General features: G+C 58.3%; 24 protein-coding genes and 1 pseudogene. 15 read left to right on the forward strand and 10 right to left on the reverse strand.

The features are described 5' to 3' along the window. Positions 1 to 2 precede the first annotated feature (2 nt). Positions 3 to 410, forward strand: a complete 408-nt coding sequence (locus tag C8029_RS10385) for a YihY/virulence factor BrkB family protein (protein WP_009572826.1) — start codon at positions 3 to 5, stop codon at positions 408 to 410. A gap of 190 nt (positions 411 to 600) precedes the next feature. On the opposite strand, the gene C8029_RS10390 is transcribed toward C8029_RS10385, so the two are convergent. Further along, complete coding sequence (locus C8029_RS10390; protein WP_009572825.1) at positions 601 to 1,044, reverse strand: DUF4174 domain-containing protein; 444 nt, start codon at positions 1,042 to 1,044, stop codon at positions 601 to 603. A 103-nt stretch (positions 1,045 to 1,147) separates the two neighbouring features. Here C8029_RS10390 and scpA point away from each other — a divergent pair. Then, positions 1,148 to 3,276: pseudogene (gene scpA / locus C8029_RS10395) on the forward strand (methylmalonyl-CoA mutase). Between the two features lie 72 nt (positions 3,277 to 3,348). Here the strand turns inward: scpA and nhaA are convergent. After that, on the reverse strand, positions 3,349 to 4,563 hold the full coding sequence (gene nhaA, locus C8029_RS10400; RefSeq protein WP_009572823.1) for a Na+/H+ antiporter NhaA: 1,215 nt from the start codon (positions 4,561 to 4,563) through the stop codon (positions 3,349 to 3,351). 103 nt (positions 4,564 to 4,666) lie between these two features. On the opposite strand from nhaA, the gene C8029_RS10405 reads away from it, so the two are divergent. From C8029_RS10405 to C8029_RS10425, 5 genes are all read left to right on the forward strand, one after another. After that, positions 4,667 to 5,287, forward strand: a complete 621-nt coding sequence (locus C8029_RS10405) for a VOC family protein (RefSeq protein WP_009572822.1) — start codon at positions 4,667 to 4,669, stop codon at positions 5,285 to 5,287. Beyond that, entirely contained in the window at positions 5,284 to 5,787 is a 504-nt protein-coding gene (locus C8029_RS10410) for a GNAT family N-acetyltransferase (protein WP_009572821.1), read from the forward strand. The genes C8029_RS10405 and C8029_RS10410 overlap by 4 nt, the downstream gene beginning before the upstream one ends. Before the next feature lie 77 nt (positions 5,788 to 5,864). After that, positions 5,865 to 6,548, forward strand: a complete 684-nt coding sequence (locus tag C8029_RS10415) for a molecular chaperone DjiA (protein ID WP_009572820.1) — start codon at positions 5,865 to 5,867, stop codon at positions 6,546 to 6,548. Position 6,549: 1 nt separating this feature from the next. Beyond that, positions 6,550 to 7,623: an endonuclease/exonuclease/phosphatase family protein gene (locus tag C8029_RS10420; RefSeq protein WP_051130639.1), complete on the forward strand. Its 1,074-nt coding sequence runs from the start codon at positions 6,550 to 6,552 to the stop codon at positions 7,621 to 7,623. A 9-nt stretch (positions 7,624 to 7,632) separates the two neighbouring features. Continuing rightward, a complete protein-coding gene (locus C8029_RS10425; RefSeq protein ID WP_009572818.1) occupies positions 7,633 to 7,950 on the forward strand; it encodes a hypothetical protein in 318 nt (105 codons plus the stop codon). Here C8029_RS10425 and C8029_RS10430 read toward each other — a convergent pair. The 3 genes from C8029_RS10430 to C8029_RS10440 form a co-directional block, all read right to left on the reverse strand. Beyond that, positions 7,947 to 9,509: a Ppx/GppA family phosphatase gene (locus C8029_RS10430; RefSeq protein WP_009572817.1), complete on the reverse strand. Its 1,563-nt coding sequence runs from the start codon at positions 9,507 to 9,509 to the stop codon at positions 7,947 to 7,949. The genes C8029_RS10425 and C8029_RS10430 overlap by 4 nt on opposite strands. A 94-nt stretch (positions 9,510 to 9,603) precedes the next feature. Next, positions 9,604 to 10,287 (reverse strand): P-loop NTPase family protein, encoded by a 684-nt coding sequence (locus C8029_RS10435; protein WP_152002860.1) that lies wholly within the window; start codon positions 10,285 to 10,287, stop codon positions 9,604 to 9,606. A gap of 3 nt (positions 10,288 to 10,290) precedes the next feature. Continuing rightward, positions 10,291 to 11,406, reverse strand: a complete 1,116-nt coding sequence (locus C8029_RS10440; RefSeq protein ID WP_009572815.1) for an AI-2E family transporter — start codon at positions 11,404 to 11,406, stop codon at positions 10,291 to 10,293. 211 nt (positions 11,407 to 11,617) lie between these two features. Between C8029_RS10440 and proS the strand changes: the two genes are divergently transcribed. The 4 genes from proS (at position 11,618) to C8029_RS10460 (ending at position 15,760) form a co-directional block, all read left to right on the forward strand. Next, positions 11,618 to 12,955 carry a proline--tRNA ligase gene (gene proS, locus C8029_RS10445; RefSeq protein ID WP_152002861.1) on the forward strand — a complete coding sequence of 446 codons (1,338 nt, stop codon included), beginning with the start codon at positions 11,618 to 11,620 and terminating at the stop codon, positions 12,953 to 12,955. A gap of 209 nt (positions 12,956 to 13,164) precedes the next feature. Then, the gene (locus tag C8029_RS10450) at positions 13,165 to 13,674 is read left to right on the forward strand and encodes a DUF2937 family protein (protein WP_152002862.1); all 510 of its coding nucleotides are present in this window, start codon (positions 13,165 to 13,167) and stop codon (positions 13,672 to 13,674) included. 117 nt (positions 13,675 to 13,791) lie between these two features. Further along, positions 13,792 to 15,087 (forward strand): lipoprotein-releasing ABC transporter permease subunit, encoded by a 1,296-nt coding sequence (locus tag C8029_RS10455; RefSeq protein ID WP_152002863.1) that lies wholly within the window; start codon positions 13,792 to 13,794, stop codon positions 15,085 to 15,087. After that, positions 15,080 to 15,760 carry an ABC transporter ATP-binding protein gene (locus C8029_RS10460; protein ID WP_152002864.1) on the forward strand — a complete coding sequence of 227 codons (681 nt, stop codon included), beginning with the start codon at positions 15,080 to 15,082 and terminating at the stop codon, positions 15,758 to 15,760. The genes C8029_RS10455 and C8029_RS10460 overlap by 8 nt, the downstream gene beginning before the upstream one ends. Positions 15,761 to 15,860: 100 nt before the next feature. On the opposite strand, the gene C8029_RS10465 is transcribed toward C8029_RS10460, so the two are convergent. The 3 genes from C8029_RS10465 to C8029_RS10475 form a co-directional block, all read right to left on the reverse strand. Next, complete coding sequence (locus C8029_RS10465; protein WP_152002865.1) at positions 15,861 to 16,178, reverse strand: RcnB family protein; 318 nt, start codon at positions 16,176 to 16,178, stop codon at positions 15,861 to 15,863. A 90-nt stretch (positions 16,179 to 16,268) separates the two neighbouring features. Next, positions 16,269 to 16,766: a hypothetical protein gene (locus tag C8029_RS10470; protein WP_152002866.1), complete on the reverse strand. Its 498-nt coding sequence runs from the start codon at positions 16,764 to 16,766 to the stop codon at positions 16,269 to 16,271. Next, positions 16,759 to 18,735 (reverse strand): DNA gyrase/topoisomerase IV subunit B, encoded by a 1,977-nt coding sequence (locus C8029_RS10475; protein ID WP_152002867.1) that lies wholly within the window; start codon positions 18,733 to 18,735, stop codon positions 16,759 to 16,761. Before C8029_RS10475 ends, C8029_RS10470 begins: the two co-directional genes overlap by 8 nt. 185 nt (positions 18,736 to 18,920) lie before the next feature. Here C8029_RS10475 and ppk2 point away from each other — a divergent pair, with 185 nt between their 5' ends. Beyond that, positions 18,921 to 19,937, forward strand: coding sequence for a polyphosphate kinase 2 (ppk2, locus tag C8029_RS10480; protein WP_152002868.1), 1,017 nt, complete (start codon positions 18,921 to 18,923; stop codon positions 19,935 to 19,937). A gap of 80 nt (positions 19,938 to 20,017) precedes the next feature. Here the strand turns inward: ppk2 and C8029_RS10485 are convergent, their stop codons facing one another. Continuing rightward, a complete protein-coding gene (locus tag C8029_RS10485) occupies positions 20,018 to 20,983 on the reverse strand; it encodes an isopenicillin N synthase family dioxygenase (RefSeq protein WP_226946301.1) in 966 nt (321 codons plus the stop codon). 173 nt (positions 20,984 to 21,156) lie between these two features. Here C8029_RS10485 and C8029_RS10490 point away from each other — a divergent pair, with 173 nt between their 5' ends. After that, positions 21,157 to 21,612, forward strand: a complete 456-nt coding sequence (locus tag C8029_RS10490) for a GNAT family N-acetyltransferase (protein ID WP_152002870.1) — start codon at positions 21,157 to 21,159, stop codon at positions 21,610 to 21,612. Positions 21,613 to 21,623: 11 nt separating this feature from the next. Here C8029_RS10490 and C8029_RS10495 read toward each other — a convergent pair whose 3' ends face one another. Next, positions 21,624 to 21,977, reverse strand: a complete 354-nt coding sequence (locus tag C8029_RS10495) for a DUF983 domain-containing protein (protein WP_051130637.1) — start codon at positions 21,975 to 21,977, stop codon at positions 21,624 to 21,626. Between the two features lie 329 nt (positions 21,978 to 22,306). Here C8029_RS10495 and C8029_RS10500 point away from each other — a divergent pair, with 329 nt between their 5' ends. Both C8029_RS10500 and C8029_RS10505 read left to right on the forward strand, forming a co-directional pair. Beyond that, positions 22,307 to 22,864: a CREC-EF hand family protein gene (locus C8029_RS10500; RefSeq protein ID WP_009572803.1), complete on the forward strand. Its 558-nt coding sequence runs from the start codon at positions 22,307 to 22,309 to the stop codon at positions 22,862 to 22,864. A gap of 85 nt (positions 22,865 to 22,949) precedes the next feature. Continuing rightward, positions 22,950 to 23,375: sigma-70 family RNA polymerase sigma factor (locus C8029_RS10505; RefSeq protein WP_152002871.1), on the forward strand; the 426-nt coding region annotated here is incomplete at its 3' end.

Genomic DNA, 23,375 nt, shown 5'->3' on the forward strand with positions numbered 1-23,375 from the left:
CGATGCTGCGCTGGCTGATCCATTTTGTGTCTTTTCTGTGCTCAGCCAGCGCAGGCCTTTGGGTTTTTATGGTCTCTCAACACCATCTGGGTACGCCTTTACGCAAACTGATGCTGGCACATAGTGCTTTCGTGCTCGACGTTTGGCTGCTGATCTTGAGTGCTGTTGCTTTTGGCCTCGGTTTTGCGGCCTTTTGGTTGCTCTACACTGTTTTGACAAAAGAGATTCGAAACATGGGTGACGTGCAGCGCGCGGCCATTATCGGTGCGACGATCGTGGCGGCGTGTCTGTTTCCCATTCGACTGGGTTGGTTGGCCAACACCGAGAGTTTGACCGCTTTCGTGGTTGCAATGTTTGTGAGCGCTGCAATATTTGGCGCGAAAATGATGCGCAGAGAGGCGGCAGAATGAGCTGGCTTCTTCGCGCGCTTCATACTGGTTTGAGGGACGGAGAGCCTGTACGAGAGCTCCCTTTGTGTTCCAGTCTGGGCACATCACCCCTTTTAAGTTCACCCGAGGATGTCTTTGGGTCTGACACTGTTGGCCCCGATGTTGCGGCTGGCCCCGTGTCGGATGTGCGCGCAGTTGCGGCGCAAGTGCCTCAGCCGCCACCGTGCAGCGCGTTTTGGATTTCCTGTTGCCGCAGTGGCGTTTTGTCAATCGCGCGGGTGATTTCGCGCACATCCCACGGATCGGGTTTGCGCAGCATCACGCGCCCGTCTTTGTCGACGATCACAAGACCAAATCCACGCGGGCGCAGTTCTGTGCGCACCATGCTTCTGGCCGCCGGGTCGGTGTCGGTGATCACCACCACATCGCGCTCCAAAAGCGCCTCCGGGCGCGTGGCCAAAAGGTCCAGTTGTTCGCGAAAACTCGGGTCCAGCGGGCTGTCGGCGAAAACCACCAAGACCCTGTGGGTCCATTTGAACTCGGAGAGCGCGACCTCGCCGGCGTCTTGGATGACAAATTCCACCTCCTGCGCCTGGAGCGCGGGGGATGACATGAGAAAAACGGCAGTCAGTACTGCGGCATAGATATGTTTCATCGGACCTCCCGGATACCCTCTATATAGGGTGCCCAGAGGCCCAAACCAAGCTTAAGCGCCCCCCATATGGGATGCGGTGACAGAAAACGGAGAGGAGCCTGAAATGACGGACAGGAAAAAGTGGGAAGCGCTTGCCGAGAAAGAATTGCGGGGCAAGCCGCTTGAGACGCTTGACTGGGAGACGCTCGAGGGCATCAAGGTCAAGCCGCTCTACGCCGAGGACGATTTGGTCGGCATGGAACACCTTGCAATACGCCGGGGCAGGCACCGTTCACCCGTGGCGTGAAGGCGACGATGTACGCCGGGCGGCCCTGGACGATCCGCCAATATGCGGGCTTCTCCACCGCTGAAGAATCAAACGCGTTTTACCGCAAAGCCTTGGACGCGGGCCAACAGGGCGTCTCTGTCGCCTTCGATCTGGCCACCCACCGCGGTTATGATTCCGATCACCCGCGTGTTGTGGGCGATGTCGGCAAAGCGGGCGTGGCGATTGATTCTGTCGAGGATATGAAAATACTGTTTGATGGCATTCCGCTTGATAAAGTCTCCGTCTCGATGACGATGAACGGCGCGGTTATTCCGATTTTGGCGTCTTTCATTGTCACCGGCGAAGAGCAGGGCCATGACAAGGCGCTTCTGGCCGGGACCATCCAAAACGACATTCTCAAAGAGTTCATGGTGCGCAACACCTATATTTATCCGCCCGAACCTTCGATGAAAATCATCGCGGATATTATTGAATACACCGCCAATGAAATGCCGAAATTCAACTCGATCTCGATTTCCGGCTACCACATGCAGGAAGCGGGCGCGAACCTGGTGCAGGAGTTGGCGTTTACGCTGGCCGATGGCCGCGAATATGTGCGCACGGCGATCAAGGCCGGGATGGATGTGGACCGGTTCGCGCCGCGCCTTTCGTTCTTCTTTGCGATTGGTATGAATTTCTTCATGGAAGCCGCCAAGCTGCGCGCCGCGCGCTACCTTTGGACCCGCGTGATGGAAGAGTTCGATCCGAAGTCCGACAAATCCAAAATGTTGCGGACGCACTGCCAGACCTCTGGCGTCTCGCTGCAAGAACAAGACCCCTATAACAACGTCATCCGCACCGCCTATGAGGCGATGTCGGCGGCCTTGGGCGGCACGCAGTCGCTGCACACCAATGCGCTCGACGAAGCCATCGCTTTGCCGACCGAATTTTCCGCCCGCATCGCCCGCAACACCCAGTTGATCCTGCAAGAAGAAACCGGCATCACCCATGTCGTCGATCCGCTGGCGGGGTCTTACTATGTTGAAAGTCTGACCAAGGAACTGGCCGACAAAGCCTGGGCTTTGATGGAAGAGATCGAAGAGATGGGCGGCATGACCAAGGCGGTCAATTCCGGCATGCCAAAATTGCGGATTGAGGAAACCGCAGCCCGGCGTCAGGCCCAGATCGACCGGGGGACCGAGGTGATCGTCGGCGTCAACAAATACCGCAAGGACAAAGAAGACCCGATCGACATCTTGGACGTCGACAACGTTGCCGTGCGCGTCAGCCAGGTCAAACGGTTGGAGAGCATCCGCGCCAGCCGTGACGGGGCGGCAGTCGAGGCGACATTGGCCGCACTGGAAGAAGCGGCAAAATCTGGCAAGGGCAACCTGCTTGCGTTGGCGGTGGATGCCGCCCGCGCCCGTGCAACCGTGGGAGAAATCTCGATGGCTATGGAAAAAGTGTTCGGCCGCCACCGCGCCGAAGTGAAAACCTTGGCGGGCGTCTATGGCGCGGCCTATGAGGGCGATGAAGGCTTTGCCCAAATCCAAAAAGATGTGGAAACCTTTGCCGAGAAAGAGGGACGCCGCCCGCGCATGTTGGTGGTGAAAATGGGCCAGGACGGCCATGATCGCGGCGCAAAAGTCATCGCCACGGCCTTTGCCGACATCGGCTTTGACGTCGACGTTGGTCCGCTGTTCCAAACCCCGGAAGAGGCCGCCCAAGACGCCATCGACAACGATGTGCATATCATCGGCATTTCCTCGCAAGCGGCGGGTCACAAGACCCTCGCGCCGAAGCTGATCGAAGCGCTGAAAGAACAAGGCGCCGAAGAGATCATCGTGATCTGTGGCGGCGTGATCCCGCAGCAGGATTATGAGTATCTCTACAAAGCCGGGGTGAAAGCGATCTTTGGCCCGGGCACCAATATCCCGGCGGCTGCGCGTGAGATTTTGGATATTCTGAGCGCGGGTCAGGACTGACCCACGGTTCAGATGCATGTAAAAGGGCCGGGACATATCCCGGCCCTTTCTCGTTCAAACCACAGGTTGCGCTCAGTGAGACGCGTGAACTGCAGGGGAGAGAATCTCGTCTTCTGCGCCCTTGGCATCTTTGGCGGACGGCGCGAGTTTGAGCACGGTAAAGCCGATGATCGCGGAGATCACAGAGCCTGAGAGCACGCCGATGCGCACTTCGTTCATGTGGAACGCATCCTCAAAGGACAGCCCGCCGATAAAGAGCGACATGGTGAAACCGATGCCTGCAAGTGCTGCCACACCGTAAATATGCATCCACGTGGCCCCAAACGGTTTGCGCGCCACGCCGAATTTCACCAGTAGCCAGGTGATGCCAAATACACCGATTTGCTTGCCCAGAATCAGGCCCAAAGCGATGCCCAAAGGCAGCGGCGAAAACACGTCGGCCAAGGTCACACCGGTCAACACCACGCCCGCGTTTGCGAAAGCGAAGATCGGCACGATGACAAAGAAGACATAGGGCGAGAGCGCATGTTCAAGCGCATGAAGCGGCGATTTGCCCCATTTGTCTTTGAGCGGGATAAAGAAGGCGGTGATCACCCCGGCCAAGGTCGCGTGCACCCCGGATTTGAGCACCAGAACCCATAGGATCGTGCCCATAAGAATGAGCGGTGCGATGCGGTGAATGCCCGCCCGGTTCATCAAGAACATGATCAACAGCGGAATCGCGGCCAAGAACAGGTAATCGAGGTGCAGCTCAGAGGTGTAGAAAAACGCGATGATCAGGATCGCGCCCAAATCGTCCAAAATCGCCAGTGTCAGCAAAAAGATTTTCAGCGAGGAGGGGACGCGGTCGCCGACCAGTGCCAAAATGCCCAAAGCAAAGGCAATATCGGTGGCTGCGGGGATCGCCCAGCCGGAGTGAGTCTCGGGCGAGGAGAGGTTGAGCGTGAAATAGATGATCGCCGGCACAAACATGCCACCCACCGCGGCCATGCCGGGCAAAACCACATCGCGTGGATTTTTGAGTTTGCCTTCCAAAAGCTCGCGCTTCAATTCCAACCCAACCAACAGGAAGAATACCGCCATAAGGCCGTCATTAATCCATAGAATCAAAGGTTTGGATAATCCTTCTCCCCCAAGAGTTACGGAGAAATATGAGGAGAGCGCGCCATCATAAAGCGGGTAAAGCGAAGAGTTTGCCACGAACATCGCGGCGACGGCAGCCACCATAAGCACGATGCCACCAGAGGCCTCACTGTCGAAGAATTGTTCCAATTTGCGCAGGAGCATTGTCTTTTTCTATTCTTTCCTGAAGGTTGATCAAAAGGGTGCGTCATCTAGAGATGGGGGCAACCTTGATGATTTCAACAGCGTTTTAGTCAGGACAAACAAAATGCCCTATCGGATTGACCATTTAGTAATTTCTGCTGCCGATTTGCAGCAGGGGAAAGAATGGGCTGAGGGGTTGCTGGATGTCGAATTTGGTCCCCGCGGTGTGCATCCCGATATGGGCACGCAGAATCATCTGGTGGCGATGCGCCCCGACGCCTACCTTGAAGTGATCGCGGCGGATCATGACGCGCTGCGCCCGGATTATCCGCGATGGTTCGATTTGGACAATTTTGGCGGCCCGCCGCGTTTGACCCATTGGGTGGTGTCTTGCCCCGATCTTGAAGAGGCATGGGAGTTGGCCCCGGCCAATGTGGGGCGGATCCTGTCCTTTCGCCGAGGGGATTATGCTTGGCGGATGATTGTTCCGGAAACCGGTATTTTGCCCTTTGATGATTGCTTTCCGGCGCTGATCGAATGGCATTCGACCCGCCCGGTGCACGCCTTGGCGGACGCAGGTCTTTTGATGCGGCGGCTCAAAATTTCCCACCCCGAACCAGACGCGCTACGCGCCGCTTTGTCGCCCTTTGTTGCGGCGATGGAACATGTGCGCATTGTGCAATCGGACACCCCCGGCCTGACCGCCGAAATCAGTACCCCCTCTGGAGAGATTTGGATCGCATGACACACCATCCCCACCTGCGCGACGCCACAGTCGATGATGCGCCCGCCCTCAAAGCCATTATGGCCCCCGTGATTGCGGGCTCGACCGCGTCGTTTTCCTCCGTTGAACGCGATGTGGCCGATTGGGCCGCCATGGTCACCGACCGGCTCGCGCGTGGGCGCGCCTTTTATGTTGCCGAGCTTGAGGGCGAGGTGGTCGGCTATGCCACTTATGATCAGTTTCGCCCCGGCAACAATGGCTACCGCTTTACCATGGAGCATTCGGTCTATCTCAATGACGCGGCGCAGGGGCGGGGGCTTGGCCGGGTGTTGATGTTGATGGTCGAAGAACATGCCCGCGAGGCGGGGCTGCATTCGATGATCGGGGCGATTGATGGTGACAACGCCGCCTCCATCGCCTTTCACAAAGCCCTTGGCTACAAAGAGGCGGGGCGTGTGCCGCAGGCCGGGTTTAAGTTTGAGCGTTGGCTCGATGTTCTGTTTATGCAGAAGTTTTTGTAACATCTGTCACGCAAATGTCGCGGCTGCAGGGTGTTTTGCGGCCTGACAGCGCAGGCGGCACAGGCTAAAGTCATCTCATGTCGATTTGGTCCCTCATCTTGGAGGCGCTGAAAGCGCTTCGCGCCGGCGAAAGTCTGGCCGCGGTCTTTGAACAGTTTCGTTCAGAGCCGGAGCGGCGCGTGGGCTTTGCCATTGGGGTGATCGCCTTGGGCGCGAAAATGGCCAAGGCAGACGGGCGTGTCACCCGCGACGAGGTCACGGCCTTTCGCGAAGTGTTCCAAATCGCCAAAGAGGACGAAGCCGCCGCCGCGCGGGTGTTCAACCTCGCACGTCAAGACGTGGCAGGGTTTGAAGACTACGCCAAGAGCGTGAAGAAAATGTACGGCACGGATTGCCGCCCGTTGATGGATTTGCTCGATGGCCTGTTCCACATCGCCATGGCGGACGGTGAATATCACCCCGGCGAAGACGCATTTTTGGCCCGTGTGGCCGAGATTTTTGACGTCAATGACCGGGCCTTTCGCGCCCTGCGCGCGCGCTATGTGCCAGAGGCATTGCGTGATCCCTATGACGTCTTGGGGGTGACCCCAGATGCGCCGCTCAGTGAGATCAAACTGGCCTATCGCACCCTGGTGCGCGAAACCCATCCTGATCGGATGATCGCCCGTGGCGTGCCCGAAGAAGCGCTGCAATTGGCCAATGACCGGATGAGCGAAATCAACGCCGCTTGGGATGAAATCAGCGCCGAGCGTGCGGCCTGACATGCGCATTGCCACGTATAATGTCGAATGGTTTGATGCGCTGTTTGACACGCATGGGCACCCTTTGGCCGATGACGCATGGTCGGCCCGATACAATGTCACCCGCGCCGCTCAGCTTGAGGCTTTGGGCATTGTCTTCACCGCGATGGACGCCGATGCGGTGATGGTGATCGAGGCCCCGGACACCAACCGGCGCCGCAAAACGGCGCGCGCGCTGGAACACTTTGCCACTTGGGCCGGGCTGCGCACCACCGCCGTGGAAATAGGGTTTGTCAACGAGACCCAGCAAGAGATCGCCTTGATGTATGACCCTAAGGTGCTGCGGGCGCATCACGATCCGATGGGGGCACCGGCGGACCTTGGCACCGGGCTTGAGGTTCCGGCGTTCAATTCGGTGTTTTGGTTGGACCTCGACACTGACCGCGACCGCGAAGAGGTGCGGTTTTCCAAGCCGCCTTTGGAGCTTGCGATGGAGACCTGTGCCGATGGCTTTGCCTTTCGCATGATCGGCGTGCATGTGAAATCCAAAGCCCCGCATGGCGCGCGTAGCCACGAAGACGAAATCCGCATTTCGATTGAAAACCGCCGCAAACAGTTGGCGCAATGCATTTGGCTGCGCGAGCGGGTCGAGGCGCATTTGGCGGCGGGGGAGTCGATCATCGTGTTGGGCGATTTCAACGATGGGCCGGGGCTGGATGCGTATGAAAAACTGTTCGGCCGCTCAGGCGTTGAGGTTGTGATGGGGCGCGAGGACCCGGATGTGGACCAAAATATGCGCCTCTATGATCCGCATGCGATCAAAGCCTTTGCGCGCCGCGGCGGCGAGGCCCTGTCTTCGGCGCGGTTTTATATCCAGCAGGAAAAACGCTATCTGTCGGCCCTGCTGGACTATGTGATGGTCTCGCAGAGCCTGCGTGCCGGGACGACGTGGCGGATTTGGCACCCGTTTGATGATCCGGTCTGTTTCACCACACCGGAGTTGCAACACGCCCTTTTGACCGCCTCGGATCATTTTCCGGTGACGATTGACCTGACCCTGCCACCAAAGGCTGAAATCTCGGAGCAGATCGTGTAGGCTGTCATCATGAAACAGATTGTCGCCCGCACCTCTGTGAGCCTTCTAGTACTCTGCGCCTCCCCGCTCGCGGCGCAGGAGGCGTCTGAGGGCATGGATTTGATGCGCGAAGGGGCGCGCATTTTGCTGGAGCAGTTGTTTCATCAGATGGAGCCCGTGCTCAAAGAGCTGGACGGGGTGATGGATGATATGACGGCCTATGATCCGCCTGTGATCTTGCCCAATGGCGACATCTTGATCCGGCGCAAACCGCCGATCAAAGAGGCCCCCATGCCGGATCAAGAGGCCGCACCTGACGATGCACCAGAGGGGGCAATAGATATTTAAAACTTGGCGTGTTTGATCTCGGCCTGCGCGCCCAAGCTGTTGGCGAGCGATTGAAACCGCGCCTGTGCCACTTCGCCAAACAGGTCTTCGGCCTCGGGGCGTAGAGTCAGGATCAAGACTTTCTTTTTCGGGAAATAGTCGAGTTTGGCCAGCTCATCCGGGGCTTCAAACGCGAACATCGCACCAAATCGCATGGCTTTCCCCAAGACCTCGGCATCGCGGATGTCTTTGTCTGGCAGCATTCCAATCAGATCGGCAAAAGGCGTACCTTCGCGCGAATTTTTGTAACGGTGCAACAGCGCCAGCCCCAGAAAAATCCGCTCACTATGGGTCAGCCCGCCAAGATTGGCGCGGGTCGCATTGTCAAAACACACCTCGGCGCGGTAGTCGGGGTGTGCCCGCCAGGTTACGTCATGCAACAGGCAGGCGGCGCGGACGATGCGCATTTTCTCATATTGGCGGGCGCGGAACATCGGTTCGATGAAGCGATGCAGGCGCTTGCCAAATCCGGGTGTGCGCGCGTCTTTCATTTCGGAAAACCGGCAGGCTTCGATCAACGGATCGCGGACGCGGATTTGTTCGGGCATTTGCTCATACAAAAGCCCCTCGCGGATGCCGTAGGACGAGATGCAAATCTCTTTTGGATGAAAGGCATGGACCAATTGGCGCAGCACTTCCGAGGCGATCGGAACAAGGCTCATCCGCGCCGATGAGGTGCCGGTTTTGGCGCGCAGCTCGTCCATGTTGCTTTTGCGAATGAATTTGATCGTGTCCGTGACCGCCCGGCTCGACATCCGGTATTCATGTAGCACATGCAGCGGGTAATTGCGCCGTTCCATGTCGATCCGCGCAATCGCCCGCCATGAGCCGCCGACCAGGTAAATCCGTTTGTGATCTTTACCCATTTTGGCGACAAGATCGGCCATGATCGGGGCGATATGGTCCTTAAGCCCGGTGCGCCCGCCTTTGAGCCCCTGAAGTTTCAGCGGCCCAAGCGGCGAGGTCAAACGTTTGCCTACGGTGCCGCCGGCGACGACCGCAAGCTCCATAGAGGAGCCGCCGATGTCACAGACCAAACCGTCCGCTTCCGGCCAGCCCAGCAAGACGCCCTGCGCCGAGAGCCGCGCCTCTTCCTCGCCATCAATCACCCAAAGGCTGAGGCCGGTCTCCCGCTCAATCTCCTCCCGAAAAGCAGGACCGTCCTCAGCCTCCCGCACCGCAGCCGTGGCGACGGCTGTGAGCGGGGGGATTCCCATGCCTTGGGCCAATTTTTGAAACCGCCGGATGGCGACCATGGCCCGCAATTTGCCTTCGGGGTTCAATCGACCGGTTTCCCGCAACCCCGCGCCCAATCCACACATGATTTTCTCATTGTAGAAATAGGCCGGACTGCGCGCCGCGCCGTCAAAGACGACAAGGCGTACGGAGTTTGATCCAACATCGACCACGCCCACACGAGACAAGGCCCGCGCCTCTTCGTCGAGAAACAGAGGGCGGCCAAACACGCCCCAATCCTGTTGCTCCGCGCCAGACTGGGCGGCATCCGTCGATGTGGTCAAAGTGTATCCCCTAGCTTCGCTCAAGACAGTGCCAAATGCGATGGGGTCCTGTCAATTGCTTGAAATCTGAGCAGAAAAGAAATCCGGTGTGAATTTAGCGTTCCGGGTCCAAAATTCGCGCCGCCAAGGCGCGTGAAATCGGTTTTCCGGCGCGCAGGGCCTCGCGATCCAAAGCCTCGACAATGTCGCGCACGGCGGCGGCCGAACGTTCCATGCGTTTGACCAGCCATGTGATCAGCTGTTCGGACACGATGAGTTGGCGGTCCTCAAATTGTTTGACCAAAAGCACGGTGAGCAGCATGTCATCGGGCGGCTCGATTTGCGCCACGGGGGTGCCCTGCATCCGCGAGGCCAGATCGGGCAAAGACAGCGCCCAGCGGTTTGGTGCCGTGCATGCGGTCAGCAAAAGCCGTCCGCCCTCGGCCAAGGTCAGGTTGTGCAGGTGAAACAACGCCTCTTCTGCGGCGCGGGCATCGGGCAGATCGGAGATCTGATCGGCATCTTCAACCACGACAAAGCGGCGCGTGGCGAGGGCGGGAATGTCGGCCTCTGCCAACTCCGACGAGGCGAGGATCACGGCATCGCGATCATTGGCCCAGACCTGTGCCATATGGGTTTTCCCCGCGCCTGCCGGGCCGATCAGGACCAGCTTGCCCGAAGGCCATGTCTCAGTCGCGTCCAGAGTGGCCAGCGCCAACATATTGGAGGGCGCAACAAAAAATGCATCCCGTCCCAGCGCTTCGCGGGCTGGTAAATCCAAGGTGAGTTGTTCAGCCATGGCTTAGCTTTCGCCACCGCGTGTGCCGTCAAGTTCAGATTGGTCCTCGGGCATCGGGGCCGCCGCATCGGAGAGGCCCCTATAGAGGCGACCCTCGCGGTATTGATTGGCGGCGAAGCGTGCGACGACGCCAAGGGCGGCGGCGAGTGGCACGGCCACCAACATGCCGACAAAGCCAAACACTGTGCCAAAGGCAGACAGCGCAAAGATCAGCCACACCGGGTGCAAGCCGACGGAGGAGCCGACCAAGTTCGGGGTCAGGATATTGCCCTCAACAAATTGCCCAAAGACAAAAATGCCAACCACGGCGGCGATCCAATACCATTCACCCCAGAACTGAAACAGCGCCAGACCGATGGCCAAAACGCCGCCAACGGCGACGCCGACATAGGGGATAAAGGTCAGGATTCCGGCAATGGCACCGGCGACCAGGCCGAATTTCAACCCCACCAGCATCAGGCTTGCGGCATAAAACGTTCCCAAAATCAGACAGACCGTGCCCTGGCCGCGGATGAACGAGGCCAGTGTGCGGTCGATGTCAGAGGCCAGGCTACGGATCACCGGGGCGTAATCGCGTGGCAAAAGCTTGTCGACTTCGGCGACCATCCGGTCCCAGTCGAGCAACAGGTAAAAGGTGATCACGGGCACCAGCACGAGCAGCACCGCGATATTAAACACGCTCATCGCCGAGGAGAGCACAGAGGACAAAAGCGCGCCGCCTTTTGAGCGTATGGCCTCGCCGATTTGCAATAGGGTTTGGTGCAATTGCGAGTTTTCATCCAGCAAAACCGGGAATTTTGCGGTCAAAAATGTCTGGAGATTGTTGAACAGGTCCGGCGCTGTGTTGACCAGATCGGTCGCTTGGCGCACCAGCGTCGGCAAGACCACCAAGGCGGCCAGCACAAACAGGATGACGGCGGACAGGGTGATCGTCAATGTGGCGGCCACCCGGCTAAACCCCCAAGATTCAAGCCGATCCGCCACCGGGTCCAACATATAGGCCACCGCCATGCCTAAGACGAAGGGCAAAATCACATCGCCGAGCAACCACAACAGCGCAAAGAACCCCGCCGCCGCAAAGCCCCAGTATTTCATCTGATCGCGGACTGGTAACGCCATAGTATCCCTTTGGTGTCGCTTTGCTTTGCTCCCATATCGCCCGTGAAGGGACAGGTTTCAAGGGGAAGAGACGCGATCAAACCCGTCATGGCCCTGTGCCGCAAGGACCGGAACGGTCGGGGAACAGGCGTTGGTGCTGCTTTGGCTTGTGTGCTCCATGGTGATCGCTTAGACCAAAGCAAACCTGATCATCACTTGAGGGCATCCCCGCATGCGTCTGTCGCGCTATTTTCTCCCGGTTCTGAAAGAAACGCCGTCTGAGGCCCAAATCGTCTCGCACCGTCTGATGTTGCGCGCGGGCATGATCCGCCAACAGGCGGCGGGGATCTATTCCTGGCTGCCTTTGGGCTACAAGGTCCTGAAAAAAGTGGAACAGATCGTCCACGAAGAACAACAGCGCGCGGGTCACATCCCGCTGTTGATGCCGACGCTCCAGTCTGCCGATTTGTGGCGCGAAAGCGGGCGCTATGACGATTATGGCGAAGAGATGCTGCGCATCACCGACCGCCATGGCCGCGATATGCTGTACGGGCCCACCAACGAGGAGATGATCACCGACATCTTTCGTTCTTATGTGCGCAGTTACAAAGACTTGCCGCTCACGCTTTACCACATTCAATGGAAATTCCGCGACGAAGTCCGTCCGCGCTTTGGCGTGATGCGGGGGCGCGAATTCCTGATGAAAGACGGTTATAATTTCGATCTGACCGTTGAGGATGCGCTGCACGCCTACAACCGCCATTTGGTCAGCTATATCCGTACTTATGAACGCATGGGCCTTCAGGCGATTCCGATGCGTGCCGACTCCGGCCCGATCGGCGGCGATGACACTCATGAGTTCCTTGTCTTGGCCGACACCGGCGAATCCGAGGTGTTTTATGATGCCGCAGTCACCGACATCAAACTCGGAAAACGCGAGATTGATTACGACAGTCATGAGGCCTGTCACGCGGTGATGGAAGAGTTCACCTCGCTCTACGCCCGTACCGATGAAACCCATGACGCTGCCCTGTTCGAACAGGTCCCCGAAGAGCGCCGTCGCGTGGCGCGTGGCATCGAAGTCGGTCAGATTTTCTTTTTTGGCACCAAATATTCCGAAGCCATGGGCGCGACCGTCCAAGGCCCGGATGGCAAACCGACACCGGTCCAAATGGGCTCGCACGGCATTGGCGTGTCCCGCCTTTTGGGCGCGTTGATCGAAGCCAATCACGATGACAAAGGCATCATCTGGCCCGAAGGCGTGACGCCCTTTCATGTTGGCATCGTCAACCTGAAACAGGGCGATGCGGAGGCGGATGGGGCCTGTGAGGCGCTGTACAAATCCTTCGAGGCGCTTGGGCTTGAGCCTTTGTATGATGACCGGGACGAACGCGCGGGCGGCAAATTTGCAACCATGGACATCATCGGCCTGCCGTGGCGGATCACCGTTGGTCCGCGCGGTTTGAAAAACGGTGTTGTCGAAGTCACCTCGCGACGCACGGGCGAGAGCGAAGAGATGACGCCGGAATTGGCCATCGCGAAAATTGCTAAAATTTACGCGGACCTGTAAGGCGAAAAGTGCTAAAATTTACGCGGAGCTTTGACATGAAAATCGCAAAGATTTACGCGGATTTATAAACGTCGATCTTGGCCGCATAGGCAAGAAATCGCGGTTTTGACCATCGGGGGCGGGGACATGTTTGTCTTGCGCCCCCGAATCCTTTTACCCTGCGCGCCATGATCCTCACGTCAGATGGGGGCGAGGCAGAGGAGCGCGACATGATCGTCAAAACACTCACACTTGTGGGTGGCCTGTTTGGGGCTGCCATTGTTTCCCAGTTCCCAGAGTTTTCCCAACAATATACCCAAAGGCTCGGCGGTCAGGTGGATGCCCTTGCCGTTGTGATCACGGATTTTGACGCCTCGGCGCAAAAGGCCGATATGACGCGCGAGGCTGCATTGGCGTCGATGGGCGGTTCGGTGTTTTTGGAAAACCGCCGCCGTGATATGCGCATCACTTTCGCCCGTTATGATCGCTTGTCCGAGGACTTGAACATGCTGCGCGATGCCACGCCTCTGGAGCGTTTGACCATGCCACAGCGCATCTCCGATTTTGAATTGGCCCACACCACATGGGACAATTTCGTGCCCGCCATGCCGTTGTCTGTGGCGGGCGGTTTGTCCGCGCTGATCGGGTATTTCGCCGGATGGGGCGGCGTGTTTGCCGTGTTGTGGCTTTTGATCTGGCCGTTCAAGCGCCGCAAATCCAAAGACGGGCTGACCTTCTAAGCCATTACTATAACGCTCTGTTCACGCGTCTGTTTGCTCTAAAAGCCGGGCGGGCGCTTGACCTTTGCCCTGTCAAAGGGAATGGTCTGGCAACTTTGAACGGAGCCCCATCGGACCATGACACAGGCCAAGTCAACCAAGCCCTTCTCGCGCTTTGAGTGGAAAATCGCATGGGCCTACCTGCGGGCCCGACGCGAAGAGGGCGGCGTCTCGGTGATGACCTGGATCTCGTTGATCGGTATCACCTTGGCGGTGGCGGCACTGATCATCACGCTGGCGGTACGCACCGGATTTCGCGATGAATTTGTCGCCACAATTCTTGGCTCCAACGCCCATGTGACGGTCTATTCCTCGATCTATGTCAATGAGGCGGGCCAAACCGCGCGCACCATCCCGGACTACGCGCAATGGGCCAAATCCCTTGCCGCCGTGCCCGGTGTGACCCGCGCCGCACCCTTGGTGAAGGGACAGGTTTTGGCCTCTTATCGTGGCTCCAATGCGGGGGTCGAGATTTACGGCATCGCGCCTGACGACCTGATGACGATCCCCCGCGTGGCGATCACTCCGGACGACCACTGGGGCGATGTCACCCGCTTCAGTGAGGGCGTTGCCATCGGTTCCGGTGTGGCGCGTGAGCTGGGGGTGACGGTTGGTGACAAGATCAAATTGATCTCGCCGGACGGGGCCAAAACCGCCTTTGGCACAAGTCCGCGTGTGTCCTCTTTCGAAGTCGTCTATGTCTTTTCCGCGGGCCGTTATGATATTGATAAAACACGGGTTTACCTGCCGTTCTCTGAGGCTCAAACCTATTTCAACCGGGGCGATACCGCCGATGAGATCGAGGTTATGGTGACCCACCCGGAAGCGGTCGATGACATGACCTTTCCCCTACTGCAAGCGGTGGGGGAGCGCGGGCTGGTTTGGACCTGGCGCGATGCGTCGGGGTCATTCCTGCGCGCACTCGATATTGAGGACAATGTGATGTTCGTCATCCTCTCGGTCCTCGTGCTGATTGCGGCGATGAATATCGTGTCCGGCCTGATCATGTTGGTCAAAAACAAAGGCCGCGACATTGGCATTTTGCGCACGATTGGTCTCACTGAGGCCTCCGTGCTGCGGATCTTTTTCATCTGTGGCTCGCTCACCGGTGTGGTTGGCACGCTGTTTGGTGTGCTCATCGGCTCGCTGTTTGCCATCTACATTGATCAGATCATGTCCTTTGTGAATTGGATGAATGGCGGCGGTGCGTGGGACCCGTCGATCCGGGGCATCTATGCGCTTCCGGCCGAACTACGCGCGGCGGATGTGTTTAAGGCCGTGTCGCTCTCGCTTGGCCTGTCCTTTGTGGTCACGATTTTCCCAGCGCGCCGTGCCGCGCGGATGAACCCGGTGGAGGCGCTGCGTTATGAATAATATGTTAGAGATCAAAGGCATCACCAAGACCTACAATGCCGGAAAACCCAATCAGATCGAGGTCCTGCGCGGCATTGATTTGACCCTCAAACGCGGCGAGGTCGTGGCCCTGACCGCGCCGTCCGGGGCGGGGAAATCGACGCTGTTGCACATCGCCGGGCTGTTGGATGTGCCGGATGCCGGGACGGTGACGATTGCCGGTCAGGATATGACGGGTCTGGGCGATCGTCGGCGCACCGCGATGCGGCGCGCGGGGGTGGGGTTTATCTACCAATTTCACCACCTGCTGCCGGAGTTCACCGCGCTTGAAAACGTGGTCCTGCCGCAGCTTGCCAATGCCGTGCCTGTGGCTGAGGCCGAAGCCCGCGCGATGGCGTTATTGGACAAAGTCGGCATCTCCCGCCGCGCCACCCACCGCCCCGCAGCCCTGTCGGGGGGCGAGCAACAACGGGTGGCATTTTGCCGGGCGCTGGCCAACGGGCCGGGGCTTTTGCTGGCGGATGAGCCGACCGGGAATCTTGATCCAGAGACCTCGGATTTGGTGTTTGACGTGCTGATGGAACTGGTCCGCGACGAGGGCTTGTCTGCGCTGATCGCCACGCACAACCATGAGTTGGCGGCCAAGATGGACCGGGTGGTGAAGCTGGATATGGGGCAGGTCGTCCCAGCGTGAGATGTCGGTCGCAAGGCGCTGTTTTCATGCAAAATATGCATGATGTGTTTCGGATGAATTCGGGCCGGCCCGCCCGTGCTGAGGGCCGACCCCTAAAGGATCAATTCAACAGGTCAGACATAATCCCGATGGCCGAAACCACGATGGCGGCATCGCGGGCGATCTTATAGATTTGCCCGTCATATTGCGCATAGCGGTATCCGTCCGGGTCAGGCAGATGATAACGATCATAATCGCGCAGGATCACATAGCCCTCCGGGAGGCGATCCCCGTAGCCATAAAGCATTTTCTTGGCGTGGCCGGGCGGGATGTGACCAACGCCCCAGCCTTTGCCGTTGTTATGGCCATGGTCCGCGAAAGCCGGCGCGGCGGTGAGGGCCATGACAGCGATAAGGAGCGGTTTGGTCAGATTGGACATGCGAGCCTCCAAATGGGTTTTCAGCACTATACCGGAGGCGGCGGGGCAAGGTGACCTGACAGTTTCGTGATGAGCGGAATGGGGCTGATTTTAGATCGCGTCAATCTCATCGCGCTTAATGATTTCCATGTTTACAGTGAAGAGCACCATTTCCCAGCGAGTGAATATTTCTTGTAGAACGACTAAGAGAAAGGCGGACACCTTCGCAGTTTTCTTGATCTGCCCACGAACAGTCAAAACTTCTATTTCATCAATGAAGGCTTTAGCGACATCTACAAACGCTTCTGCTTCAACTCTGGCCAACAGTCGGCTATCCATTTTCTCAGCTTCATCAACAAACGCGTTTACAGAAAAAGATCGCACGAAATCTTTGGATTTTTCTGATTGCCAAAGCACTCGCAGCATGTGGACCGTCGTTTCGACGTGGCCAGACAACTCATACATTTCTTCTACAATTGATCTTGGAAATGCAGTTTCCACATTAACTGGTGTTCCTGCTTCCCTGTAAGCTTCAAAGTAACGTGATAAATCCCAATAGATGCATTTTAGGTGATCGGCGCCAAGCGTCTTTCGAAAGATTCTAAACATCCAATTCCTCAACAAACTGCGCATTCTCTTGAATATACTGATACCGCAGCTCCGGCTTTTTCCCCATCAAACGCTCGACCAGATCGGCCGTTTCACCGGGGAAATCCTCTTGGATTGTCACCCGGATCAGCTTGCGGGATTTGGGGTCCATTGTGGTCTCTTTCAAATCCTTCGCGTCCATTTCGCCGAGGCCTTTGAACCGCTGCACGTCAATCTTGCCCTTGCCGCCAAGACCCTTTTCCATCCAAAGGTTTTTCTCAGCATCATCAGAGACATAAAGCCGTTTCGCGCCTTGGGTCAGGCGGTAGAGCGGCGGGCAGGCGAGATACAGGTGGCCTTGGTCGATCAGCGGGCGCATTTGGGTGTAGAAGAAGGTCATCAACAGCGCGGCAATATGGGCACCATCGACGTCCGCATCGGTCATGATGATGATTTTCTCATAACGCAGGTCTTCGACGTTAAAGCGCGTGCCCATTTGGACGCCCAAGGCTTCGCAGAGGTCCGAGATTTCCTGGTTGGTGTTGAGCTTGCCGGAGGCCGCGCCCAAGACGTTTAGGATTTTACCCTTGAGCGGCAACAGCGCCTGCGTTTCGCGTTTGCGCGCGCCCTTGGCGGAACCGCCCGCAGAGTCGCCCTCGACGATGAACAATTCGGTGCCGACGCGGTCTTTCGAGGAGCAATCGGTCAGCTTGCCCGGAAGCCGCAGTTTCTTGGTCGCTGTCTTGCGCTGGGTCTCTTTTTCCTGGCGACGACGCAGGCGTTCCTCGGCGCGCAACACGAGGAAATCGAGGATGGAACCGGCGGATTTCGTATCGGCGGCGAGCCAGTTGTCAAAATGGTCGCGCACGGAGTTTTCGACCATGCGCTGCGCCTCTGTGGTGGCCAGACGGTCCTTGGTCTGGCCAACAAATTCCGGCTCACGGATGAAACAGGACACCAAAGCGCCCGCCCCTGTGGTCAGGTCTTCGCGGGTGATGTTTTGGGCCTTTTTATTGCCAACCAAATCGCCGTAAGCCTTGATGCCTTTCAGGATCGCGGCCCAAAACCCGGCCTCGTGGGTGCCGCCCTCGGGCGTGGGCACGGTGTTGCAATAGGACTGGATAAAGCCATCGCGCGCAGGCGTCCAATTGATCGCCCATTCGACCTTGCCGGGGGCTTTGAATTTTTCAAAAGACACGGAGCCCGCAAAGGGTTTGTCGGCATAGGTGGTGGCACCGCCCATGGTCTCTGAGAGGTAATCGGCAAGCCCGCCGGGGAAATGGAATTTTGCCTCAAGCGGGGTGTCACCATCCTTGATCGCGGTTTTCCAACGGATTTCGACGCCGGAAAACAGATAGGCTTTGGAGCGTGCCATGGCAAAAAGGCGGGCGGGTTTGAGTTTGAGCGCGCCGAAAATCTCGGGGTCCGGGTGAAAGGTCACGGAGGTGCCGCGACGGTTCGGCGCCGCGCCGATTTTGGCCAGCTTGCCCTGCGGCACACCGCGGGAAAATTCCATGGCGTAAAGCTCTTTGTTTTGCGCCACTTCGACACGCAAATGATCGGACAGCGCGTTGACCACAGAGGAGCCGACGCCGTGCAGACCGCCCGAGGTCTCATAGCTGTCGCCAGAGAATTTGCCCCCGGCGTTCAGGGTACAGAAAATGATTTCGAGCGCGGATTTTGACGGGTCTTTCGGGTGCGCACCAATCGGGATGCCACGGCCGTTGTCGCGCACCGAGACATGGCCGTTTTCATGCAGCTCGACCTCAATCCAGGATGCGTGACCGGCGACGGCTTCGTCCATCGAGTTGTCGATGATCTCGGCCACCATGTGATGCAGAGCGCGCTCATCCTTGCCGCCGATATACATGCCGGGGCGCAGCCGGACGTGCTCCATGTCTTCGAGGACTTGAATGGATGAGGCGTCATAGGTGGAGGCTTTGGCTTTGAGATTGGGATCGGGGTGGCCGGATAGGAGATCGTCGGACATGGGCGTGGCGCTCGATTCTTAGAGTTTGCTCGTTGGGCTAGGATTAGACCATTCAGAACCGGGTGACGCAAGCTGTTGAGGCGCGCGGGCGCGGGGGCAGAGAAAACCTTGCCTCAGATCAAGGAAAAGAAAGAGATTTCATGTAACAGGGGGTGTAACGGATGTAAAAATGGAGAACCGCCTGCATGACGACGACTGTAAAAGCTGTGCCTGCCGCTGTGAAAAATGAACCTGTGGCCGGGCAGGAGGGCGTTGCCGTCGAGACCATGCCTGTGGCGGCGCACGACAGGGTGACGGAACCGGCCACACGCGGTGGACCTAAAACATTTCCAACCGTGACGCCGGACAAAATCCGTGCGGCCTTTGAGACCGGGAAATATCCCTACCGCAAAAAGATGACGCGGGTGGAATATGAGACCACGAAAGTCGCGCTTCAGGCCGAATTGTTGAAGGCCCAGATCTGGGCGCAAGAAACGGGCGAGAAATTCGTGTTGTTGTTTGAGGGCCGCGATGCGGCGGGCAAGGGCGGCACGATCAAACGGTTCATGGAGCATATGAACCCGCGCCACGCCCGTGTGGTGGCGCTGAACAAACCGACCGACGAAGAGCGCGGCCAATGGTTTTTCCAACGCTATGTCGAATATCTGCCGACCTCGGGCGAATTCGTGCTCTATGACCGCTCTTGGTACAACCGCGCGGGGGTGGAGCGGGTGATGGGGTTTTGTACGCCCAATGATTACCTCGAATTCATGCGTCAGACGCCGGAATTTGAACGGATGCTGACGCGTTCGGGCATCCGGCTTTATAAATACTGGTTCTCGGTGACCCAAGTCGAACAGCAACGTCGCTTTGCCTCGCGCGAAAACGATCCGTTGAAACAGTGGAAACTCTCACCGATTGATAAGGCCTCATTGGACAAATGGGACGATTACACCGAAGCGAAAGAGGCGATGTTTTTCTACACCGATACGGCCGATGCGCCTTGGACGATTGTGAAATCCAACGACAAAAAACGCGCGCGGGTGGAATGTATGAAACATTTCCTGTCCACCATCGACTACCCGGACAAGGATATGGACTTGATCGGCCAGCCGGATCCGTTGATCGTGGGCAATGCGGGCCATGTGGTGCATCGCTCCGAACATATCTTAGGTACGGCATTGCACCCGGACGCGCGGCGCGGACGCAACGGCAAAGTCTAACGGGCGGCTCACCTCAGGCTAGAGTGTTTGATCTGCAATGAAGACAAAGGCCCTGTCCGCAAGGATGGGACTTTTGTGTGTCAGCCGTTGGCGGCGGCGAATTTGCTCATCAGATAGGGGCCGGAGGTGACGGGTTTTGTGGCCGCACCCGACAGCGGGGTGATCTTGGCGTGCCAATTGGGTTGGTGGAAAAACGCCAAGGACATCCGTCGCTTGGTGGCCCAATCGGGCGGAGTGACAACACGGTGCAGCGTCGAGGTCCAGCGCCCAGCCGTCCAAAGCGTCATCAGATCGCCGATGTTGATCACAAACGCGCCGTCAATTGGCGGCACGCCGCGCCAATCGCCCTCGGGCGTGAGGATTTCAAGGCCGCGCGAGCCGGGTTCTGGCAACAGGATGGTCAAAGAGCCGTAATCGGTATGTGCCCCAGCACGCAATTGGTTTTCTTTCGGCGCGCTGTCTTGGGCCGGGTAATTGAGGGCACGCAGCGCCGAGATCGGCGTGTCGATAAAGGGGGTGAAATGGTCCTGCGGCAGATTGAGGGCGACAGCAAAGACTTCCATGATCCGAACAGCGAGCGCCTCCATTTCAGTATAATAGGCGCACCATGCCGCGCGGAAATCGAGCATGTCTGGCCATGGCGTAGGCGCATAGCAAAAGGCCAAAGCGTCTGGGTCGGTTTCGCCGGGCGGGATGCTCAAAGGCCCGCCATTGAAGCTTTCCTTCAAATCCGGCGGCGTGTCTTCGCCGCGCGATTTTGCCAAAGCCTCGGTGCCCGGACCAAGATAGCCATAGGGCGCACCGGGGACGGGGCCGACCCGGTGTTTCACCTCGGGCGCAAGATCGAAAAAGCCGCGCGCCTTGGCCCAAATCGCGTCGATCACCGGCTGTGGCACGCCATGGCCGGTGATCGCGAGAAACCCGGTTTCGATACAGATGCGGTCCACCTCGGCGGCAATTTTGGCCTTGCCGGAGGCATCGGCTGCGGCAAAGGCGGCAAGGTCAAGCAGGGGGAAATCGGGTTGGGGCGTGTCTGTTTTGGGCATGGCGGTCTCTTTAAGGTCGGGCATTTGGGACACCGTTTCGCGCCCCCGTACCTCTGTCAACCGGAGCGAGGCCACAGGGACGTGCACAGGGGGTGCGCAAGAACGGGCTCGCCAGAAGGCTGAGGCAAGGTTAGGCTGGGCGGAACCGCAGACAGAGAGACGACAGGACGCGCATGGACGAGATCGTGTTACGCTCCGCGACGCGCGCGGACACAGAGGCGGTGACGCGCTTGGTGGCGCAGGCTTTTGCGATTTACACACCGAAGATCGGCAAACCCCCGGCGCCTGTGTTTTATGACTATGGGGCGCTGATTGAGACGGGCTTGGTGAGCGTGGCCATTGCTGGCGCGGAGGTGCTCGGCATGGTCTATCTCTACGCCCAAGACGGCGGCACGGCGATGCTGGATGTTCTGGCGGTGGCTGAGGCGGCACGCGGGCACGGGCTGGCGCGGTTGTTGATCGCGCGCGCCGAAGAACAGGCGCGCAGGATGGGGGCGCAGCGTATCGACGTTTATACCAATGTCGTGATGGAGGGACCGCTGGTTTTATATCCCAAACTGGGATTTTCCGAGACCCATCGCGGTGAAAGCGACGGGTATCAGCGGGTGCATTTCAGCAAAGAGCTATAAGGGCGGATCGCTCAGGCGTCGTCGCCAAATCCATTCATCCGTTTGGCCCATTGAAACGCCACGATCATGCCTTTGAACCGCGGCAACAGGAACAGCGACAAGGCAACGGTGCCCGTGGCAAAAATCGCGATCAAGACCAAAGGATCGGGGCGGAATTCGATAAAAGCCCAGCCCAAAAGCGGCGCCATCAGGTGGCCGACAATCAAAATGGTCAGATAGGCGGGGCCGTCATCGGCACGGTGATGAAACAATTCCTCGCCGCAGACCGGACATTCGTCGCGGACTTTCAAATAGCCTTTCATCATCGGACCGCCGCCACAGGAGGGGCAGCGCCGTTTCCAGCCGCGCAAAAGGGCGGGGCGCATTTCGCGTTCGCCTGCACGCGCCGGGGCGGTGTCAGACAGGGAGGAGGGGGTGGCGCTGAGGCCCTGAGTCGTGTCGGTCATGTGCGGTTCGCCTCTTTGCGGATATGGGCGTGAGTTTAAGCGACAAAGTCTTACGCAAACCTGCGCGCTTTGTCCTTGCGTCCCGATGTCGCGTCCGGGGGGGGGGGAGTGTCTTTCACATTATTTGAGCCGTTTGCGACGGAAGTGCGAGGGTGGCCCGTTTCATAAGTATCAAAGCGCGCTGCATGTAGGTCTCGAAGCGAGGTCGGAGCGGCGCGCAGGAGTAACCCTGTGAAAAGGAAATGAACATGAAACGCAATACATTTGTCTCAGCTCTCGCTTTGCTTGCCGTGCTGGGTGGGTCCGTCGCGGCGTTTGCCGCTGGTGGTCCGAACAATCCCGATCAAATGGGCGGGATGCGCGGCGATATGAAAATGGAACGCGGACAGGGCTTCATGCCGTTTGGGCCGGAGTTTGATTTTGCCACCGTGGACAGCGATGGCGATGGCAAACTGTCCTTGGCCGAGGTCGATGCGTTCAAAGCGGCGCGGTTTGCCGAAGTGGATGCGGATGGCAATGGCACAGTGGATGCGGCTGAATTGCTCGCCCACCAAGAGGCGCAGCGCATGAACCGGATGCAGATGCGCGCCGAAGCCATGATCCAAAACCGCGACACCGATGGCGATGGTGTGTTGAGCGCCGAAGAAATGGGCAACGCCCCGCGCGTGAGCCTGTTTGACCGGCTGGACCGCGACAAGGATGGCACGATCAGCCAAGAAGAACTGGCCCTGATGCAACAGCGGATGCAGGGCCATATGCAAAACGGGCGTTCGGGGATGAAAGTGCCGGGTCAGGGCCGGAACTAAGCGTTGGGAGCGCGGGGAAGGGATTTCTCTTCCCCACCGCCTCACAGTGGACGCCACCAACAGTTTGAGATAGCCATAGCCGGTGATGGATATGCCCTTTGACGCCCTGAGTGATGTCTCTGATGACGCGTTGCTGATTGCCTTTGGCAATGGCGATGCGGCCTCGGCGCGCGCGTTGACGTTGCGTTTGACGCCAAAGGTTCTGGGCTATGCCGCGCGACTGTTGCGTGATCGGGCGGAGGCCGAAGATGTGGCTCAGGAGGCGATGCTCAGGCTGTGGAAAATCGCCCCCGAATGGCGACAGGGCGAGGCCAAGGTTACCACATGGCTCTACCGGGTGGTGACCAACCTGTGCACGGATCGGCTGCGTAAAAAACGCGGCAATGCCTTGGATGAAATTGCCGAGCCCGAGGATGATCGCCCCTCGCAAGAGGCGGTGATGATCCAGCGGGAGCGGATTGATGCGTTGAACGCGGCTTTGGCGACATTGCCAGACCGACAACGCGAAGCG

This window comes from Roseobacter sp. TSBP12 (assembly GCF_009129705.1).
Taxonomy (GTDB): domain Bacteria; phylum Pseudomonadota; class Alphaproteobacteria; order Rhodobacterales; family Rhodobacteraceae; genus Celeribacter; species Celeribacter baekdonensis_A.